Origin of the sequence: Polaromonas sp. JS666 (assembly GCF_000013865.1) — a bacterium.
Lineage (GTDB): Bacteria > Pseudomonadota > Gammaproteobacteria > Burkholderiales > Burkholderiaceae_C > Polaromonas.
Map to the genome: position 1 here is coordinate 1,249,754 of NC_007948.1, position 17,906 is coordinate 1,267,659.

The window sequence follows — 17,906 nt, forward strand, 5'->3', positions numbered from 1 at the left end:
GCTCTTCATCGAGTTTGCCCTGAACGCATCCTCAACGCACCCTGAAAGCCACCCGTTCGGCTCGCCCATGATGCCCAGGCAAGGCCGCACCTTGGGTGATGCGGATGGGTACAGATCATGAAACCTTCACGCCGCACGGTGGCGGGTTGACGATGCGTTGCAGCGCTGCCGTGTCCAGGATACGCACACGGCGCCGCCGCACGTCGATGATGCCATCCTGCGCAAATTTCGAGAAGCTGCGGCTCACGGTTTCCAGCGTCAGGCCCAGATAGCTGCCGATCTCCTCACGCGTCATGCGCAGCAGCAGCTCGGGGCTGGCCAAGCCGAGCGCATGCAGGCGCTGCGCCAGGTTCAGCAGAAAGGCCGCCAGGCGTTCCTCGGCCCGCATGCTGCCCAGCAGCAGCATCACACCGTGCTCGCGCACGATTTCGCGGCTCATGATGCGGTGCACGTGGTGCTGCAGCGCATCGACCTCGCGCGCCAGCTCACTGATGCGTTCGAACGGCATGACGCACACCTCGGAGTCCTCCAGCGCCACGGCGTCGCAGGTATGCTGCTCGTTGACGATGCCGTCCAGGCCGATGATCTCGCCGGCCATCTGGAAGCCGGTGACCTGGCCACGCCCATCGTCGGCTGTGACGCAGGTCTTGAAGAAGCCGCTGCGGATCGCAAACAGCGAACGGAAGGCCTCGCCATGGCGAAACAGCATGGTGCCGCGCCTGACCTGGCGCCGGGTTAGCACGAGCTCGTCGATGCGGGCCAGCTCGCCGGCGTCCAGTCCCAGCGGCATGCACAGCTCGCGCAGGCTGCAGCTGGAGCAGGCCACCTTGAAGGTACGCACATCCACAGGCCGCAAGGCCGTGGCGGTTGGCCGGTTCTCGGTCTGTTTCTGGACGGGAATTTCCTTCATGGCTGGTGCCCTTCTGATCTGGATCAAATTGTCTCCAGTCCACGCATGGAACGACTGATTTAGATCAAGCCGGTGGGCTGCGGGACGCGGCACACTTTGCTCCATGACCACTGTTTCGCCCGATCTTTTGCGCCGATTCGACGTCCCCGGGCCCCGGTACACCTCCTATCCGACGGCCGACCGCTTCGTCGAGGCATTTACCGCCGCCGACTATGGTCAGGCGCTGGCCCAGCGCCGCAGCGGACCGGCCGCGCTCGGGCAGCCACAGCCGCTGTCGCTGTACCTGCACATCCCGTTTTGCGAATCGCTGTGTTACTACTGTGCCTGCAACAAGATCATCACCAAACACCACGAGCGGGCGGCCACCTACCTGCGATACCTCAGCCGCGAAGTGGACCTGCACACGGCCCGGCTGGGCCTGGAGCAGCCCGTCACGCAGCTACACCTGGGCGGCGGCACGCCGACCTTCCTGTCTGACGCCGAGCTCGGGGAACTGATGGCCATGCTGCGGCGCAGTTTTGCGCTGGTGCCCGGCGGCGAATATTCGATCGAGATCGACCCGCGTACCGTGGACGGCGCCCGCCTGGCCACGCTGGCCGAACTGGGCTTTAACCGGATCAGCTTCGGCGTGCAGGACTTCGACCCCGACGTGCAGAAAGCGGTGCACCGCATCCAGCCTGCCGAGCAAGTGTTCGCGCTGATGGAGCAGGCCCGTGCGATCGGTTTCGACTCGGTCAACATCGACCTGATTTATGGCCTGCCGCGGCAGACGCCGGAATCATTCGCGCGCACACTGGCCCAGGTGCAGCAGCTGCGGCCCGACCGCATCGCGCTGTATGCCTACGCCCACCTGCCCGAGCGCTTCAAGCCGCAGCGGCGCATCGTGTCCGCCGAACTGCCCGGCGCTGCGGCCAAGCTGGCGATGCTGTCGCAGTCGCTCTCGGCCTTCGAGGCGGCGGGCTATGTCTACATCGGCATGGACCATTTCGCGCTGCCCGGCGACGCGCTGGCCGTGGCCAAGCGCCAGGGGCGCCTGCACCGCAACTTTCAGGGCTACAGCACCCAGCCCGACTGCGACCTGATCGGCCTGGGTGTCTCGGCGATTGGCCGCATAGGCGCCACCTACAGCCAGAACGCCAAGACCATGGAAGAGTATTGCGACCACCTCGACCAGGGACGGCTGCCCGTGGCACGCGGTCTGGCCTTGAGCCGGGACGACCTGGCCCGCCGGGCCGTGATCGTGGCGCTGATGTGCCAGGGCCAGGTGCTGTTTGAATCGATAGAGCAGGCGTGGCTGCTGGACTTCCAGACCTACTTCGCGGCCGAGCTCGAGCAGTTGGGCGAACTGGCCGAAGAAGGCCTGGTGGTGCTGGACGACGCTGGCATCCAGGTCACGGCCAAGGGCTGGTTTTTTGTGCGGGCCGTGGCCATGGTGTTTGACCGCTACCTGCAGGCCGACCGCAACCGCGCGAAGTTCTCGCGCATTATCTGAAGCGCGCCAACTGTCATGTCGACCACGTTGGCTGTCACGGCGCTGCTGATGGGGCTGGCCGGTGGCCCGCATTGTGTGGCCATGTGCGGCGCGGCCTGCGCCGCCATGTACCGGCCGGGCCAGGGCTCGCCCACGCTTATACCCATATCCCCATCCCCATCCCCATCCGCGTCCGCGTCCATGCCGTCGCACTCACTCTGGATCTTCCTGGCCGGCCGGCTCGCCGGCTATTCCGTGGCCGGGGCGGCCGCCGCGCTGGCGGTGGAAAGCTTTGCCTGGCTCACGGGCCATGCCGCGGCGCTGCGGCCGGTCTGGACGCTGTTCCATCTGGCGGTGCTGGCATGGGGGCTGGTGTTGCTGGCCCAGGCGCGCCAGCCGGCCTGGGTGAATGCGGCCGGCCGCTCGGCCTGGGCGCGCATCCGCCCGCTCGCGGCGGCGCGTGGCGGTGTGTTTGCCACGGGCGCGTTGTGGACCTTCATGCCCTGTGGCCTCCTGTATTCGGCGCTGCTGGTCGCCTCACTGAGCGGCGGCGCGCTGCAAGGGGCGCTGTCGATGGCGCTGTTCGCCGCCGGCAGCGGCGTCTCGCTGGCGTTGGCGCCCACGTTGCTGGCGCGCCTGCGGGGCGCGGGTGACCGGCTTCGGCAGGACTGGGGCACCCGTGCGGCGGGTGCCCTGTTGGCGCTGACCGCTGCGTGGGCCCTGTGGGCAGACCTTGCCGCCCGCGTGGCCGTCTGGTGCGGGCTGGCCTAGCCTCAATACCGTTCAGTTAAGCCGTTCGCCCTGAACTCCGCCTGTCCTGAGCCCGTCGAAGGGTCGAAGGGTCGGATCGCAGGTCAACAAGGCTTCGACCCCTTCGTCTTCGCTCAGGACAGGCAGCTCAGCCCGAACGGAGTTTGGTGCTTAACTGAACCGTATTGGGCCTAGCCTGAATGGTCGTGAGCCGGCCCGGAGCCGGTCAACGGTCAATTGAGGGCGACCGTTTCCAGGTAGCAAGGCATGTGGCAGGTCCAGTGCAGCTCGCGCTCGATGCGCTGGCGCATGGCATCGGCGGCTGGCGGTTCGCCATGCGTGATGAAGGTCTTCTTCGGCGCCGCCTTGAAGCCCTTGAGCCAGCCGATGATCTCGGCCGCGTCGGCATGGGCCGACAGGTCGTCGAGCATGGCCACTTCGGCATGCACCGGAACGTCTTCCCCATGGATGCGTACGGTGGGCGCACCGCCGGCAATGATCGCGCCGCGCGTGCCGCCGGCCTGGAAGCCGGCGAACAAAATGGTGTTGCGCGGGTCGGGTGCGAAGGCCTTGAGGTGATGCACCACGCGCCCGCCCGTTGCCATGCCGCTGGCGGCGATGATGACCATCGGGCCCTTGCGGGTATTGAGCAGGCGCGACTCTTCCGGCGTGCCCACGATATGCGCCGTGTGTGTCATGGCCTTGCATTGCGCGGCCGTCAGCCGCAGCTCGCTCTTGTGCTTGAGGAACACCTGGGTGGCGTTGGCGGCCATGGGGCTGTTGAGGTAGACGGGCAGGTTGTCATGAATCACGCCCTGGGCCTTGAGCAGATGGATGCAGTACATCAGGCTCTGCGCCCGGCCGACCGCGAAAGCCGGGATCACCACCACGCCGCCGCGCGCAGCGGTTCGGTTGATCACTTCGCCTAGCACCGTCAGGGGATCGGAATATTTGTGCAGGCGGTCGCCGTAGGTGGATTCGACGACCAGGTAGTCCGCACCGTCCATCTGCGACGGCGCCTTGAGCACCAGGTCGTTCGGGCGACCGATGTCGCCTGAAAACAGCAGCGAGCGCGAGCCATTGTCCAGCCGCACAAACGACGATCCCGGCATGTGGCCCGACGGAGTCAGGCTCGCGTTCAAGCCCGGCGCCGGCTGCCAGTGTTTCCCGTAATCGACCGGGTGGAGCAGCTTGAGGCAGCGTTCGGCATCTTCCCGCGTGTACAGCGGCAGCGCGGGCGAATGCTTGGACAGGCCGCGCCGGTTGGCGTATTCGGCTTCCTCTTCCTGCAGGTGTCCGGAGTCCGGCAGCAGGATGCGGCACAGGTCGGCGGTGGCGGGCGTGCAATAGACCTTGCCGCGAAAGCCCTGGCGTGCCAGCAGCGGCAGGTAGCCGCTGTGGTCGATGTGGGCGTGGGTCAGTACCACGGCGTCAATCGCTGCCGGCTTCACCGGCAAGGGCGACCAGTTGCGCAAGCGCAGCTGTTTGTACCCCTGGAACAGGCCGCAATCGACCAATACCCTGGCCTTGTCGTGCTGCACGAGGTACTTGGAGCCGGTCACCGTGTCCGTAGCGCCGAGAAACTGGAGTCGCATGGAAATCCTGGCAGTTGGAGGGAATCAGTTTCCGGCCGTTGTACCACGGGTGGATTGATTTCGATCAAGTGCAGTCCCTGGAGCGAAAAAATAGGGTTTGAAACATGCAGCAGTCGACCCATTGCGGTCACTGAGAATTGGGCTTTGAACGACGGGGCTGCAGCGGAAGGAGTCATTCAGGCGCAGCCTCTGCTGGGCTATAGTGCTTGCATTGCGAAATGTCGGACAGCTTGGCTCGGTGCCAATGCGCCAAGGTAGGCGACAAGATAAAGGGGGACTGTAGTGACACTAGCGTTTCAGGAAAAGCCTTTGCAAACCTTGGCTGCATGCGGCTTGCCGCCCAATGGACTGATTCGTATCCAGTGGCGGAATTCTGGTTTATCTGGTCGGATAAGCTGGGATTGCCAGAATATCCGACGGTCTACATCACGTTAGGCCTTTTAGGGACGAATCATGATCACCGAATGCCCAGGATGCGAAGCCAAGGTTGACTGCGAAGAGAGGGGTGACGTCAACATTGACCTCGAACACACCGGTGTGCCGACTCGGTACGTACTACTTGAGTGCAAGGTATGTCACCGAGCTCTGCTAGGAATCACTGAGCTAATCCAGACCGGGGCTGACACTTGGGAATGGGACTCAGCCTCTAGGGTGTGGCCGAGCACAGACGACGCCATTGACTGGAGCATTCCAGAAATTGCCCGAGACTCCCTAGTCGAAGCTCAGGTTTGCTTCAAAGCCAAGGCCTATCAAGCGTGCGCAGTGATGTGCGGCCGTGCTATCGAAGGACTTTGCAAGCATCACGACGCAAAAATCAAGACGCTAGCGGCCGGACTGAAGAAGCTAAAAGACGATGGCGTGATCGATGAGCGGATTTTCAACTGGGGCGAGGCGCTTCGCGAGAACAGGAACTTGGGAGCGCACGCGACGGCTATCAAGGTAACTAAGGAAGATGCGCGAGACCTTCTTGATTTTGGTCTGGCCATCTGCGAGTACGTCTATGTTCTCAATGAAAAATTCAACCGCTTCCAAGAGCGTCGCGCAAAGGCCTAACCCTTTACTGGGACTTCTCACGTAGTCAAGTAACGGCGGCGATAAATTTTCCTTGGTGACGGTTTTCCTGCACTGGCGTGAAGTGAAGCGGCGGTGAAACGAGGAACAGACTGCACATCTACTGTCGGCCTTGTTGCACATTTTTTCAGTGCGGACCCAGATACGAACCGCTCAGCGGGGCTCCATTCCTATCACGTGGTCATTGCCAAGCGAATGCCACAAAGGGTTAGTCGAGCTTGCCCGCTGCCGGTCTGACCTGTTTACTGCATCTTCGAACTCACGTCTTGCAAGGAAACGAACAACTTTTTTTTTGACGGCGCTACGCCGCTGCGCCCGCCATGCCTGGCTTGACACTTACATGGCGCGCATCAAACGGTTTGCCCCGCACGAACACCGCCCACAGGATGCGTGCGTTCTTGTTGGCCAGGGCCACCACCGCCTTTTGCCAGCCCGATTTCTCGCGCAGCTGGTGTGCCCATTTGGAGATCGGGTCGGAACGTTTCTGAGCCGTCATCACGGCAGACTTGGCACCCTGAATCAACAGCATGCGCAAATACATGTCGCCGCGCTTGGTGATGGAGCCCAGGCTGTTCTTTCCTCCACTGGAGTTCTGTCGTGGCGTCAAACCCAGCCAGGCGCCAAACTGCGCGCCGTCCCGAAACTGCTTGAAGTCTCCCACCGTCGCGACGATGGCGGAGGCCGTCACCGGTCCCACGCCCATCAGTTGTTCAGCTTGGCGCACCTGCTCGTTGCCCTTGAGGTGGGCTGCAATGCGTTCGTCGCACCAGGCCAGATGCGCATCGAGTTCCTGCCACTGCGCCCAGGCACGCTGCAACGCAAGCCGGGCCAGGGCCCCCAACTCGTTGCTTGCGTCTTCAATCACATCGGGTAAGGCCTGGCGTAGCACGGCGGGCTTCTGGGCGAACACCAGACCAAACTCGGCCAGCAGACCGCGAATCCGGTTGACGCAGGCAGTGCGCTCGGCCTTGAAGCCTTCACGCAGGCGATGGATGCACAGCATGCTTTGCTGATCGACAGTTTTGACGGGCACGAAATGCATTTGCGGGCGCGAGGCGGCTTCGCAGATGGCGGCAGCATCGTTGGCGTCGTTCTTACCCGACTTGCCCTGCAATCGGTAGGGCGCCACCAAATGCGCGGCGATGATGCGCGCATCCAGCCCTGATGCCACCAGCCGACGAGCCCAGTGGTGGGCACTGGAGCTGGCTTCCATGGCAACCATACAGCCTGCGGGCAATTGAGCACACCAGGTAATGAACTTGTCGCGCACCAGCGCTCGACTGGTAACCCGCTGGCCAGCACCGTCAACGGCGTGAACTTGAATGACGCGCTTTGCCAGATCAACGCCAACTCGTGTAATCTCGCTCATGGGACTTCTCCTTCCAAAGGTTTCAGATTGACTTTCCAAAACCAATCTTGGCACTCGATGCCGTTACCCGGAAGTGGGAAGTCCCTTCGTATTCTTTACAGGGACTTCCAAGGGCTAGCGCCCTTGGCCGCCCCGCATGTCAAATGTTAAAGCGCACGATGAGCTCGAGCCCGCACGAACCATATGTCTCCGAACTGCGGCACATCGTAACTGTCGCCGGGTTGAATTACGAGATTTGGTGGGCCTTGAAAAGCGATCAAACGCGGCCGCAGTTTGTTGACGTGCTAAATCGCTACCCCATCTATTTTCAGACGGCAATACACGCGCACTTCGTCGCACTGCTGGTGAGTCTTTACAAGCTGTACGAGACGCGAACGGACACCTACAACATTCCTCGCTTCCTGAAACTGCTGCAAGCTGGAGCGGCACTGGAACCCAGCGTGCTTGCCAGCCTGGACCGACAGTATCAGGAGGCGAAGCCACTTTGGGTCAAGGTCAGCATCCTTCGCAATAAGGTGTTCGGGCATCACTCCACGGCGCACTCAGTGGAGGATGCATTCCGAGAGGCGGCCGTCACTCCAAATGAACTTCGCGACCTGGTGGCGAAGACCAAGAGCCTCCTCAATGAGCTTACGCAGAACCTTGATCGCAGCACTCACGCATTCAATCTCGGTTCGGGTGGTGAAGTGGTCCAAGTCCTAGAGGCGCTCCAACGTGCGAAGCGTGCGCCTTAACATGTCAATCGACACGGATCCACACCTGCAGGTGGCGGCTTCGCCGCAAACGGTGGTGGTCCGGTCATCTTCACGTTGAGGCTGTATTTTTAGTCCAGAAACTTGAAATGAATTCTTCAATGAGAAAACTGACCTCTCAGAATCGCGCATACGGCGCGATCGGAAACTCGGGAATGGTAAGGCACTCTCGATTGGAGGTGTACTTAATGTCCTGGAAGTGGGAGGAGATCGAGCTCCCTGCGCTGAACGCGCTGGAATCCACGGGGCAATTACGCCCCCTCGATCGGACGCAGTGGCCGTACTGGGCGCGAGAAAGTCCTAAGTTTTCCGGCGCCTGGATCACCCTGATGGAGGGAAGCGTCGCAGAGTCAACAACCCAGTTATCAACTTCACACGTTACTGCATCTGTCGACTTTGAGCGCACCTCAACGTCTGGGATGCCGCTCCGGTACTACCGCAACTTTTATGCGCAAATGCAAGATGGCCGTGTCTTTCAAGCGGGCACCTTTAAGAACTTGGATTACGAACGTCATAGGAACGAAAGGCCGCCATGGTTGACTACTTACACAACGGAGTCGTCGAGTTAACGCCTAACTCCGCGCTGAAGGCGGAGCCATTTGGGCTCCGTCGCGCCCGACAGCGGTTCCATTGCATACCGTGCATACCGGAAGTCCCTGATCGCCGCAACCTTGCCGTCTCTCCAGTCCAGCACAACCACATAGGCTGCCGCACCCGCTCCTTCATCGGCTTCGGTGTTCACCCACAAGGCAGGGCGGCCTTCCAGGCTCATGGGTGTCATGCGTAAACCCTGCGTCTTGGCATAGTTGGTGAAATATTCGCCGCCGCGGGCCTGCATCGGCTTGCGCCGCGCCACCAGGTCCAGCCGAACGTCCTGAGCGAGCATTTCGCGCAGGCCGTCGAAGTCGCGGGCGTTGAAGCGCTCGGCGTAGGCGGTCAGCAAAGCCTGGTCGCTGGCCGACAAGATGGGCGCCGGAGCCGCGTCTGCCGGCTGGTGCGACAACTCGCGCAGGCGCGCCCTGCCACGATGCAACGCCGCCTTGACGGCTGGCACGGTCGTGCCCATCACTTCGGCCGCCTCGTCCAGGGCGTAGCCCAGGACATCCGCCAGGATCACCGTGCTGCGCTGCGCCAGGGGCAGGCGCATGAACGTGCGCAATGCCGCTGTGGCAACGTGCCGCCGATCGGCGTCGGTCAGTGTGTCGGCCATCGCCTCAACGTCTTCCTCCGCAAACACCCCTTGTTCCCGTTTGCGCCGGCGCAGAAAGTCCATCGCTGTGTTGTGCGCTATGCGAAACAACCAGCCCTCCACGTTCTGCACTGTGCGGGCATCGTAGCTCTCGTTGGCCTTGATCAAGGTTTCCTGCACCACGTCCTCGCCGTCCAGCATCGACCCCGTCATGCGCGCGCAGTAGCGGTGCAAGCGGGCGCGCAGCTGGCCCATGAGCTGCGGAAAGTCGGGATCGGGAAGGGTGAGCGCGGAAAGGTTCATGCGGTCCATGGTGTGCGTCCTGAAAAAGGCATTGTGATCGGCGTGGTGCTTTTGTGCTGTCAAAAGGTCGCGTTACAAACGAGACGATCGGCAGGCGCAAAAGGATGCGGTTCGCCAGAAAAAATATTTCCGCATCGTTTGTGGCAGTCGCCTCGTCTTTGGCAGTGGAAGCGGTGGCGTTCGGCCTGCCGCCACAACCAAAAAGGAAGATACCTATGCAAGGCGATAAGCAGTTCCCGGGATTCACGCCCTCCCAGCGGTGGGTGCTGGGCCTGGCCGCGGCCGGCTCGTTCATGGCGGTGCTGGACGCGATGGTAGTGACGACTGCGCTGGATACGTTGCGGCACGAGCTGTCGGCCTCGGTAGCGGCGCTGGAATGGACGGTCAATGCCTATAGTCTCAGCTTCGCGGCGCTGTTGATGACCGGAGCAGCGCTGGGCGACCGATTCGGGCGGCGGCGTATGTATGTGCTTGGGTTGTTGCTGTTCGCGCTGGCTTCGGCAGCCTGCGCCGCGGCTCCCAGCACCGCCTGGCTGATCGCGGGGCGGGCGGTGCAGGGCATGGGCGCGGCGCTTGTGATGCCCATTGCGATGGCGTTGCTGGGCGCTGCATTTCCGCCGCCGCAACGGGCCAGGGCCTTGGGTATTTTCAGCGGCATCACCGGGCTGGCGGTGCTGTCGGGGCCATTGTTCGGCGGGGCCATCGTACAAGGGCTGGCATGGCAGTGGATTTTCTGGATCAACCTGCCGGTGGCGCTGGCAGTGGCATGGCTGATGCTGCTGAAGGTGCCCGAAGGCAAGACTCTGTCGGCGCCGCTGGACTTGCGGGGCGCAGGGCTGATGTCCGCATCACTGTTGGGGCTGGTTTGGGGTCTGGTCCATGGCAATCGCGCCGGCTGGGGCAGCGCCGAGGTCCTGACTTCGTTGGGAGCGGGCGCTGTGTTGGGCGCTGCATTCGTGGCGTCGCAACGCGTGAATACCTGGGACGCCATGATTCCGCCGCGCCTGTTTCGCTCGCCGGTGCTCGCGGCGGGGCTCACCGTCAGCTTGCTGTTGACGGCGTCGCTTTTCGGCACGCTGTTCTTCATGGCGCAGTTCTTCCAGGTGACCCGGGGCCTGTCACCCCTGTCAGCGGGCGCGAGCATGCTGCCGTGGACGGCCACGCTGTTCCTGGTCGCGCCGGTGGCGGGTGCGATGATCACGCGCATCGGCGAGCGCGCGCTGGTGGTCGCGGGCCTCGGTATTCAGGCCGGGGGGATGGCGTGGCTCGCCGTGCTGGTGCGCGCCGACGCGCCCTATACGCTATGGGTGGTGCCGCTCATGATCGCCGGTGCGGGCATTTCGATGGCCATGCCGGCGGTGCAGAGCGCCGTACTGGCTGAGGTGGCGCCGAGTGACATGGGCAAGGCGGCGGGGCTTTTCAACACGCTACGTCAATTGGGCGGCGTGATTGGTGTGGCGCTGGTGGTGGCGGTGTTCACGCGAGTTGGCGGCTACGGCAGCGCGCAGCAGTTCAGCGCCGGCTTTGCCACGGTGTTGGGAGTTTGTGCGGCACTCTCGCTGGCTGGCGCCGCCGTGGGCTTACGGTTGAAGGGGCGTGGGCAACGCGCCGCCGCGTCGAACGCCAACGTCCACGGGGCAAAGTCATGAAAACGGTGGTCGTGCGCTACCAGGTCAAGCCCGAGGCGGCTTCGCAGAACGAGGAATTGATCCGCCAGGTATTCGTCCAGCTCGAACGCGAGCGGCCCGCAGGCCTGCACTACCAGGTATTCAGGCTGCAAGACGGCCTGGGCTTTCTTCATGTTGCGTCATCGCGGGGCGATGGCCCGCAGGCCAACCCGCTGACAACGCTGGACGCGTTCCGCAACTTTGTCGCCAACATCAAAGAACGTTGCACAGAGCCGCCGCAGACAACGCTGGTGCAACTGATCGGAAAATACGACGGTTTGGGGTGACCCCGTCCTTTTCAAAAAGGACTACGTAACGTCTATTGATATCGGGTTGACGCGGCTACTTGGCCTCGGACCAAATTGGCGCCATGGGGCACATGAGCGCATCTGGGGGTATATGCCCGCAAAGCTCTACCTGGTGCCCCCCGAGATGCCCCCGTATTGCATTGGAACGGATTGGGCTTGTTTCGGCTTCAATGGCACGTAAAAATGCAGCCTCCAGAGGGGAAGAGATCGATTTTGGATCTCGTTGGCTTGCGTTGGAGTTTGACTTGGTACCACCAACAGGAATCGAACCTGTATCTAGCGCTTAGGAGGCACTCGTTCTATCCATTGAACTATGGCGGCACTTTTCTCTGCTTCTGTACTTCTTTCGAAGAACTGGAATTGTATGCGCTGGCTCCGGGGAACCGGGACGGGTGCTTGGTTGGATGCGGCTCAGTTGCCAGGGTTCAATCGTAAGGCACGGTAAAGATCAGGTCCACGGCGCTTTGCTGGCCTGTTTGTGCGCGTACCGTGAAGCGCTGCGACAGGTCGTAAAAAATATACAGAGTGCCCAGCGCACCGGAAATGCTGCGCTCGTAGGCGGCATAAAAATTACGCGAAAAGCGCTTGCCCAGCGTGACGGCGCCCTGCGTGGTCGTGCCGTCCGCATTGCTGGAGGCGCCGCGAAACGACAGCTCGTCCAGTCCCAGCGACGAGGCCAGCCCGCCCGACATGCCGCCGCCTTTGCTGCCCAGCAGGGCCAGCGCCGCCTGCTGCAGCAGCGCGGCTTCCGCGCCTCCGGATGCCGATGCCCGGCCGACCACCAGCCAGGACAGTTTTTCGGCATCGGGCAGCTCGGGCTGGGCATACAGGCGCACGCGGGGCAGCAGGGCGGTACCGGTGATTTGCACGCCCACACGCTGCGTCAGGTTGGGGCGGATGGCCAGAATGTCGAGGGCCGGGTTGTCGAGGGGGCCGGTGAAGCGCAGCACGCCCTGCTCGACGTCCAGGCGCTGGTTATAGGCGCGGTACTGTCCGCCCGCGGTGTTGACGGTGCCGGTCAGGCGCGGTTCGCGGAGCGACTCGCCGTACAGGCTGAGGGTGCCGCGTATCCGCGTGTCGATGCCTTTTCCCTGAACGCGAAAGTCATCGCCCAGGCCCAGTTGCAGCGCCAGCTTGACGGGCCGGGCGTCCCTGTCGGCGCTGGCGCCGCTGGTTTGCGCCGGTGCCTTCTGGCCGCTTGCGCTGCCGCGGGTGCTGCGGACCACGACGTCTTCGCCCAGCTGCGGCGTGCCTTCGTCGGGCAGGATGATGCGGGCCTGATCCACCACCAGTTTGCCGGTGAGCTCGGTCTGCGCGCCCTTGAGGCTGGCCTGCACGTCGCCGGAGACGGTCAGCTGCCTGTCGGTTCGTATGCTGGCGCGCAGCCGCTCCAGCCGGGCCTGCAGCTGCACCTGCGGCTGGCCGTCGATCCAGCCCGCTTCGCCCCGGGCCGTCAGGCTGCCGCCCGTCCCCTTGTCGCCGGCCCCCTGCAGGGTGAATTCGTTGATGCGCATGCGCGTGCCGTCGAGCCGCGCGCGCAGGCGGCCGTTGCCAAACTCGATGCCGTCCACGACGGAGCGCAAGGCCAGGTCGTTGGCCTGCAACTCGCCTGCCAGCTGGGGGGCGGCTCGCGTGCCGCTGATCGTCACATCGGTGCCCAGTGAGCCGCGAAGCCGCCAGCCGGGCGGCGACAGCACCGACCAGACACCGATGCGCGGCAACTGCGCACGCAACTGGCCGCTCAAGGGCGCGTCTGCGGGCCAGAGCCACCCGCCGCCCGCGTCGGCCGGAGCGCGTGCCAGGCGGGTGCGGAGCTGGCCGTCGGCCGTGCCGCCGCGTTCGCTGTCCCAGCGCACAGCCAGGGTCAGCGCTTCTCCCTCATTGACCAGCGACAGGCGCGCTTCTTTCACGCCTGCCGCCACCCGCGTTGGCACGCCCTGCACGGTTTCTGCTTGCACGCTGATGTCGCCGCTGCTGCGGGCCAAGGTGGCTTTGAGGCGCAGCGTGTCGCTGAGCGTGGCCTCCCACTGGCCGTCGAGCAGCAGGTTGCCGCCCAGCCCGGCGCCGGCCATTTGCGGGCCTGCCAGCAATTCAATCCAGGCCAGCGGCAGGCCGGTGAGCTTGCCGGACGTGATGAGTTCGCCGGGGCGCCAGCGCACGGGCTGCCAGGCCAGGACGGCCGGCGCGGAGGCGATGCTAGGTCCGCCTGCGGCGGTCTGCGCCGGCGCGCTCAGCAGGGCCTCTCCCGCGCCGCTTTCGAAGGCGCCGCCCCGCGCCGGTGTCCATGTGAGCGGCACCGTGCCGCGGGTGACGAGCCGCCACGCACCGCCGCCGCTGCCACCACCGCTACTGCTACTGCCACCCAGAGCAGGGTCTTCCACGCTGAGGCTGAGCTGCTTGAGCAGGCCCTGCCACGCGGATTCACCCAGCGGCGCCTTGCGCGTGGCAGGGGTGCGCCCGCCTTCTGCGGCCAGCTGCAATGCATAACGCCGTTGCCCGGCTTCCAGGCGGCCCTGGGCGTTCAGCTGCATCTGGCTGAGCCGGCCCGACAGGCTGATTTGCAGGGCGCGGATCTTGAGCGTGTCGCCTGCCTCTGCCGTGCCCGCAGCTGCGGGTGGGCGTGGGGCAGCGCCGGCAGCTGCCTTGGCGGGCGCGTACCAGTCGAGTGAAGGCACCTCCAGCCGCGCCTGCACGCCGGGGTCTTGCCAGCCGCCGTCCCAGCTGGCCTGCAGTTCCGCGCTGCCGCGGGCAGAGGCTGTCTGCAGCGCGGCGGGCAGGCCCGGCAGTTGCTGCAGCCAGCGCAAGGCCAGCGCCGCATCGCGGCCGCGCAGGCTGAGGTTTCCCTTGCCGCTGGCCTGCCGCAGTTCGCCCTGCAGTGTCGCGTCCAGTCCGGGCGCCGTCAGGGCCAGCTTGCCCTTGCCACCCCAGGCCTTGGGCTGGGCTTCGAGCTGGCCTGCCAGTTCCGCGTCATCGGTGCGAATGCGCAGCGCCGACAGCGCCAGGGTGCCGCCGGCTTGGGCCGGGCTCCAGGTGCCCGTGGCGCTCGCATCGCGCAGGCGCAGGGCGCCAGGGGAACGTGGGTCTGCCGCCTTGGCCTTGGCGCTGGCGGGCGGCTTGATGCCATGGCCTGTGGCCTGCAGGCTGGCGTCGAAGCGGGTGTTTGTTCCTTCGCTGGCCACGGTAGCCCGGCCGTCCACAGGCTGCGGCGCAAGCTGGGAGTACAGCAGTGCCGGGTTGATCTGCTGCAGGGTGGCCTGCAGCTTCCAGGCCGGCGCGACCGTAGCGGGTGGAGTGGGTTGGGCGGAGCTTGGAGCGGAGGCACGCGTTGACGGTGGTTTGGGTGGCGACGCAGTGCCCGCGGCCGGCGCCCATTCGCCCGTGGCCACCAGCTCGCCGCCACCCAGCCGGGCCTTGAGCGTGCGAACCAGCGCCGCGCCGTCGCGCCATTCGCCCTGGGTTTCCAGTCGTTCAATGGGCAGCCGCCTCTGATCCCAGGGGCCGGGCAAGCCGTTGGCCATCTGCAGTTGAATCAGCCAGGCCGCGCTGGCGGCCGTGGCCGTGTCAGCAGGGCGTACGCTGGCGTTACCGGTCAGCAGGGTTTGCGGCATGTCGGGCCACAGGCCCGCCATGTCGAGATCGCGAAAGGTCGCATCTGCCTGCGGCAGGGGTTGTGCCGCCCAGGGCATGACACGCGCCGTCGCCGTCGCGTGGGGTTGCGCGCGGCCGGCAGGCGCGTTGCCTGTCATTTGAAGCTGGCCCTTGACCTGCATGTTGGTGATCGGTCCGCTGGCCGTGGCGGTGAATGCCAGCGGCAAAGGTTTTTGGCTGTTCGGAAGTTCGGCGGACAGCGCACCCGACAGACTGGCTTCGAGCGCGACCGGGCCGCGCGCCGACAGCCTGGCGCGGCCCTGGTAACGGCCTTGAGCCAGCTCGGCATCCAGCAACTGCAGCTGATGCGCCAGCCCGTCAAATTCATAGCGCCCTGAAATGCTGGAGGCTGTGACGGCTGCCCGGCCCTGCAGGGCGAACCGGCCCACCGAGAAGTGATCGAGCACCACCCGCAGCGGCAAACCGAGCGCGGTGGGCGGTGGCGACGGAGCTGAAGGCGGGCGCTGGTCGTGCACCTGCACACTGCCCACGGCCAGCCGGTCCAGCCGGAGCGTGCCGTGCAGCAGCGACCAGGGCTGCCAGGCCAGGCTCACATCGCGCACCTCGACGCTGAGCCCATCCTGCTGCCAGGTCAGCCGCTCGACGTGCCCGCCTTCGCGCAGCGAACCCGTGGCCCGCCCGGCTGCCAGCGGCTGTGACTGCGCCAGCCAGCGAAGCGCGGTGGCCAGCGAGCCTTCCGTGCCCGCCCACCACCAGGTCAGGGCCACGGCCAGAACGGCCAGCAGCAACACGCTGCCCACCGCGATTGCCACCCCTGCCAGCCATCGCCGCGTGGACTGTGCCCGATCCGCCCCGGCTTTCGGCGGGGCTGCCTTGGCATCGGCTTGCTTCGGCGTGCTCATCAGAAGATAAACCCCACACTGACATGCAGGCGCACATGCTTGACCTTGACGCCGTAGGCCAGGTCCATCTGCAGGGGGCCGATCGGGCTGCGCCAGCGCACGCCGGTGCCTACGCCGACCGAGGGGCGCAGGTCCTGGGGCTTGTCGGCCACGGCGCCGGCATCGATGAACAGCGTGTGTTCCCACTCGGTGGTGACGCCGCTGCGAACAATCGGGCGTTGCCATTCCACGCTGCCCACGGCGAGGTAACGGCCGGGGCCGATGATGCCGTTGTCGAGCCTGATGCCGATGTCGCGGTAACCGTAGCCGCGCACGGTGGCATCACCGCCGGTGCGAAACAGCTGCGTGCCCGGGATGCGTGCCGCGTCTTTGGCCAGCACGGCGCCGGCCTCCGCGCGCATGGCAATGCGCCCGCGCTCCAGTGACTTGATGCCCAGCCAGCGGCCGACGGCGCGGGTGAAGGGCTGGCGGTCCTGGCCCAGCGTGGTGCCCCCGCCCAGCTCGAACCCCAGCCCATAGCCCCGGCTGGGGAAGGGCACGCTGTCAAAGTAGCGGCCGGTCCATACGTAGTTGGCGGTGAGCGCCGAGCCATCGCCCGTGTCCGCGGCGGTATTGCCGAGCTGGCCGGCACCATGCACGCGGGCCCGGTCGTATTGCAGGTACATGTTGCGGTCTATGCGGTCGCCGGATTGCGTCCGGCCAAAACGCAGCCGTTGGGCCTGCGTGATCAGTTCGTTGTCGTCGAGGCGTTCCACACGTCCCAGCGCGACCCAGCGCCAGTTGTCCTCATTGGGTATGGCCGTCCACTCGGTTTGGGCAAAGGGATTTTTCTTTTCGGCCTGCAGCTTGGTCACGGCACGCCAGCCAATGCCGGGAACGCGGTGATGGGTGTGCTCCACGGAAGCGCGCGGTCCGCTGTCCGTCGTGATGCCGACGCCCAGCGTGACCTTTTGCAGTTTGGCCTCGCGCACCTGCACCTGTACCGGCGCCGCGAGCGGGTCGCTCTCGGGGTCGACAAAGATATAGGCCGAATCAAAATAACCGCTGGAGGCCAGCCGCTGCTGCGCCTCCACCAGCTGGCTCTGGTTGTAGATGGCACCGGCGTTCAGGCGGGCCAGCCGCGGCACCAGTACGGGGTCATAGCGCTCCACGCCGCTGACCTGCATGGGACTCAGGCGGTACAGCGGGCCGGAGTCGAGCTTGACCGACAGGCCGGCGGTTCGGGCCGGCGCATCCACATCGGCCAGGCTGTAGGCGAGTTTGCCGGCGGGGTAGCGGCGCGCGACCAGCTGCCGCAGTGCCTGCGTCTTGGCGCCGTCCCAGGCGTCCTGCGTGAAGCGCTGGCCGGTGGGCAGCCGCCAGTCGCGGCTGATTTCGGCGCGCTGGGCGATCGCGTCGGGATCGGGCGAGTCGGCAATGTCTCCCGCGAAGTCGATGGCCACCGCACCTGTGAGGGTGGCTTCACCAGGATCGACCGCAACCACGATGGTGGGGCGCTGGTTCACGCCGCCCTCACGCGTGATGCGGATTTCCGGGCTGAAGTAGCCCAGCGTTCCCACGAGGTTGCGCACATTGCGTTCGGCGAGCACGACCAGGCGGTTCAGTTCGGCTTCGTCGAGGTCTGTCACCGCGCGGTAGCGCTGCAGCTCGATATGCTTTTCGAGCAGTTCACGCACGGCGGGAGGTGCCCGCACGGCAATGTCAAAGGCTGTCACTTCCTGCGCTGCGCTGGTCGGTCCTACCGCGCCCTGGGGTGTGGGGCCCGGTGTTACTTTTTCCGGAGGTGGCGCGGGTGGCGGTGCGGTCTGTGCCGTGCCGGACGGTGGCGTTGTCACGGCAGTGGCGGCCGGGTCGGCAGCAGGCAGGGGCGCACCCGATTGCGCCCTGGCTGCGGGCGGGGAAAAAATCGCGAGGAAGGCGATGACAAGGGCGAGGCTCGCAGTGGTCAGTCCTGCCGGTGTGGCCGTCCGCGCGCAGCGGGTCCTGGGGTGGGTCACACACCCAGTTTAC

General features: G+C 65.1%; 12 protein-coding genes and 1 tRNA gene. 6 read left to right on the forward strand and 7 right to left on the reverse strand.

What is annotated here, in order from left to right:
• Positions 1-115 precede the first annotated feature (115 nt).
• Positions 116-790: a helix-turn-helix domain-containing protein gene (locus tag BPRO_RS05965; protein ID WP_369794703.1), complete on the reverse strand. Its 675-nt coding sequence runs from the start codon at positions 788-790 to the stop codon at positions 116-118.
• Between the two features lie 223 nt (positions 791-1,013).
• Between BPRO_RS05965 and hemN the strand changes: the two genes are divergently transcribed.
• A complete protein-coding gene (hemN, locus tag BPRO_RS05970; RefSeq protein ID WP_011482160.1) occupies positions 1,014-2,402 on the forward strand; it encodes an oxygen-independent coproporphyrinogen III oxidase in 1,389 nt (462 codons plus the stop codon).
• A gap of 15 nt (positions 2,403-2,417) precedes the next feature.
• Positions 2,418-3,152, forward strand: a complete 735-nt coding sequence (locus tag BPRO_RS05975; protein ID WP_011482161.1) for a sulfite exporter TauE/SafE family protein — start codon at positions 2,418-2,420, stop codon at positions 3,150-3,152.
• A gap of 212 nt (positions 3,153-3,364) precedes the next feature.
• On the opposite strand, the gene BPRO_RS05980 is transcribed toward BPRO_RS05975, so the two are convergent.
• Positions 3,365-4,726, reverse strand: a complete 1,362-nt coding sequence (locus tag BPRO_RS05980) for an MBL fold metallo-hydrolase RNA specificity domain-containing protein (protein ID WP_011482162.1) — start codon at positions 4,724-4,726, stop codon at positions 3,365-3,367.
• 453 nt (positions 4,727-5,179) lie between these two features.
• Here BPRO_RS05980 and BPRO_RS05985 point away from each other — a divergent pair, with 453 nt between their 5' ends.
• A complete protein-coding gene (locus tag BPRO_RS05985; protein WP_011482163.1) occupies positions 5,180-5,779 on the forward strand; it encodes a DUF4145 domain-containing protein in 600 nt (199 codons plus the stop codon).
• A 319-nt stretch (positions 5,780-6,098) separates the two neighbouring features.
• Here the strand turns inward: BPRO_RS05985 and BPRO_RS05990 are convergent, their stop codons facing one another.
• Complete coding sequence (locus tag BPRO_RS05990) at positions 6,099-7,166, reverse strand: IS110 family transposase (RefSeq protein ID WP_011482164.1); 1,068 nt, start codon at positions 7,164-7,166, stop codon at positions 6,099-6,101.
• Positions 7,167-7,309: 143 nt separating this feature from the next.
• On the opposite strand from BPRO_RS05990, the gene BPRO_RS05995 reads away from it, so the two are divergent.
• A complete protein-coding gene (locus BPRO_RS05995) occupies positions 7,310-7,900 on the forward strand; it encodes a hypothetical protein (RefSeq protein WP_011482165.1) in 591 nt (196 codons plus the stop codon).
• A gap of 583 nt (positions 7,901-8,483) precedes the next feature.
• Here BPRO_RS05995 and BPRO_RS06005 read toward each other — a convergent pair.
• Positions 8,484-9,419, reverse strand: coding sequence for a sigma-70 family RNA polymerase sigma factor (locus BPRO_RS06005; RefSeq protein WP_011482166.1), 936 nt, complete (start codon positions 9,417-9,419; stop codon positions 8,484-8,486).
• A 206-nt stretch (positions 9,420-9,625) separates the two neighbouring features.
• Between BPRO_RS06005 and BPRO_RS06010 the strand changes: the two genes are divergently transcribed.
• Together BPRO_RS06010 and BPRO_RS06015 are read left to right on the forward strand one after the other, a co-directional pair.
• Positions 9,626-11,059 (forward strand): MFS transporter, encoded by a 1,434-nt coding sequence (locus tag BPRO_RS06010; protein WP_011482167.1) that lies wholly within the window; start codon positions 9,626-9,628, stop codon positions 11,057-11,059.
• The gene (locus tag BPRO_RS06015) at positions 11,056-11,364 is read left to right on the forward strand and encodes a hypothetical protein (protein ID WP_011482168.1); all 309 of its coding nucleotides are present in this window, start codon (positions 11,056-11,058) and stop codon (positions 11,362-11,364) included. The genes BPRO_RS06010 and BPRO_RS06015 overlap by 4 nt, the downstream gene beginning before the upstream one ends.
• A 267-nt stretch (positions 11,365-11,631) precedes the next feature.
• On the opposite strand, the gene BPRO_RS06020 is transcribed toward BPRO_RS06015, so the two are convergent.
• From BPRO_RS06020 to BPRO_RS06030, 3 genes are all read right to left on the reverse strand, one after another.
• Positions 11,632-11,706 (reverse strand) — tRNA-Arg (locus BPRO_RS06020).
• A gap of 104 nt (positions 11,707-11,810) precedes the next feature.
• Positions 11,811-15,896 (reverse strand): translocation/assembly module TamB domain-containing protein, encoded by a 4,086-nt coding sequence (locus BPRO_RS06025; RefSeq protein WP_011482169.1) that lies wholly within the window; start codon positions 15,894-15,896, stop codon positions 11,811-11,813.
• Positions 15,896-17,893, reverse strand: a complete 1,998-nt coding sequence (locus tag BPRO_RS06030; RefSeq protein ID WP_011482170.1) for an autotransporter assembly complex protein TamA — start codon at positions 17,891-17,893, stop codon at positions 15,896-15,898. The genes BPRO_RS06025 and BPRO_RS06030 overlap by 1 nt, the downstream gene beginning before the upstream one ends.
• Positions 17,894-17,906 lie beyond the last annotated feature (13 nt).

What these genes read in the sequence shown, in the direction of transcription:
- BPRO_RS06005 (WP_011482166.1), bottom strand. Translation starts at nt 9,419, where the DNA reads ATGGACCGCATGAACCTTTCCGCGCTCACCCTTCCCGATCCCGACTTT.
- hemN (WP_011482160.1), top strand. Translation starts at nt 1,014, where the DNA reads ATGACCACTGTTTCGCCCGATCTTTTGCGCCGATTCGACGTCCCCGGG.
- BPRO_RS06025 (WP_011482169.1), bottom strand. Translation starts at nt 15,896, where the DNA reads ATGAGCACGCCGAAGCAAGCCGATGCCAAGGCAGCCCCGCCGAAAGCC.
- BPRO_RS05990 (WP_011482164.1), bottom strand. Translation starts at nt 7,166, where the DNA reads ATGAGCGAGATTACACGAGTTGGCGTTGATCTGGCAAAGCGCGTCATT.
- BPRO_RS05995 (WP_011482165.1), top strand. Translation starts at nt 7,310, where the DNA reads ATGTTAAAGCGCACGATGAGCTCGAGCCCGCACGAACCATATGTCTCC.
- BPRO_RS05975 (WP_011482161.1), top strand. Translation starts at nt 2,418, where the DNA reads ATGTCGACCACGTTGGCTGTCACGGCGCTGCTGATGGGGCTGGCCGGT.
- BPRO_RS05980 (WP_011482162.1), bottom strand. Translation starts at nt 4,726, where the DNA reads ATGCGACTCCAGTTTCTCGGCGCTACGGACACGGTGACCGGCTCCAAG.
- BPRO_RS05965 (WP_369794703.1), bottom strand. Translation starts at nt 790, where the DNA reads ATGCCGCTGGGACTGGACGCCGGCGAGCTGGCCCGCATCGACGAGCTC.
- BPRO_RS05985 (WP_011482163.1), top strand. Translation starts at nt 5,180, where the DNA reads ATGATCACCGAATGCCCAGGATGCGAAGCCAAGGTTGACTGCGAAGAG.
- BPRO_RS06010 (WP_011482167.1), top strand. Translation starts at nt 9,626, where the DNA reads ATGCAAGGCGATAAGCAGTTCCCGGGATTCACGCCCTCCCAGCGGTGG.
- BPRO_RS06015 (WP_011482168.1), top strand. Translation starts at nt 11,056, where the DNA reads ATGAAAACGGTGGTCGTGCGCTACCAGGTCAAGCCCGAGGCGGCTTCG.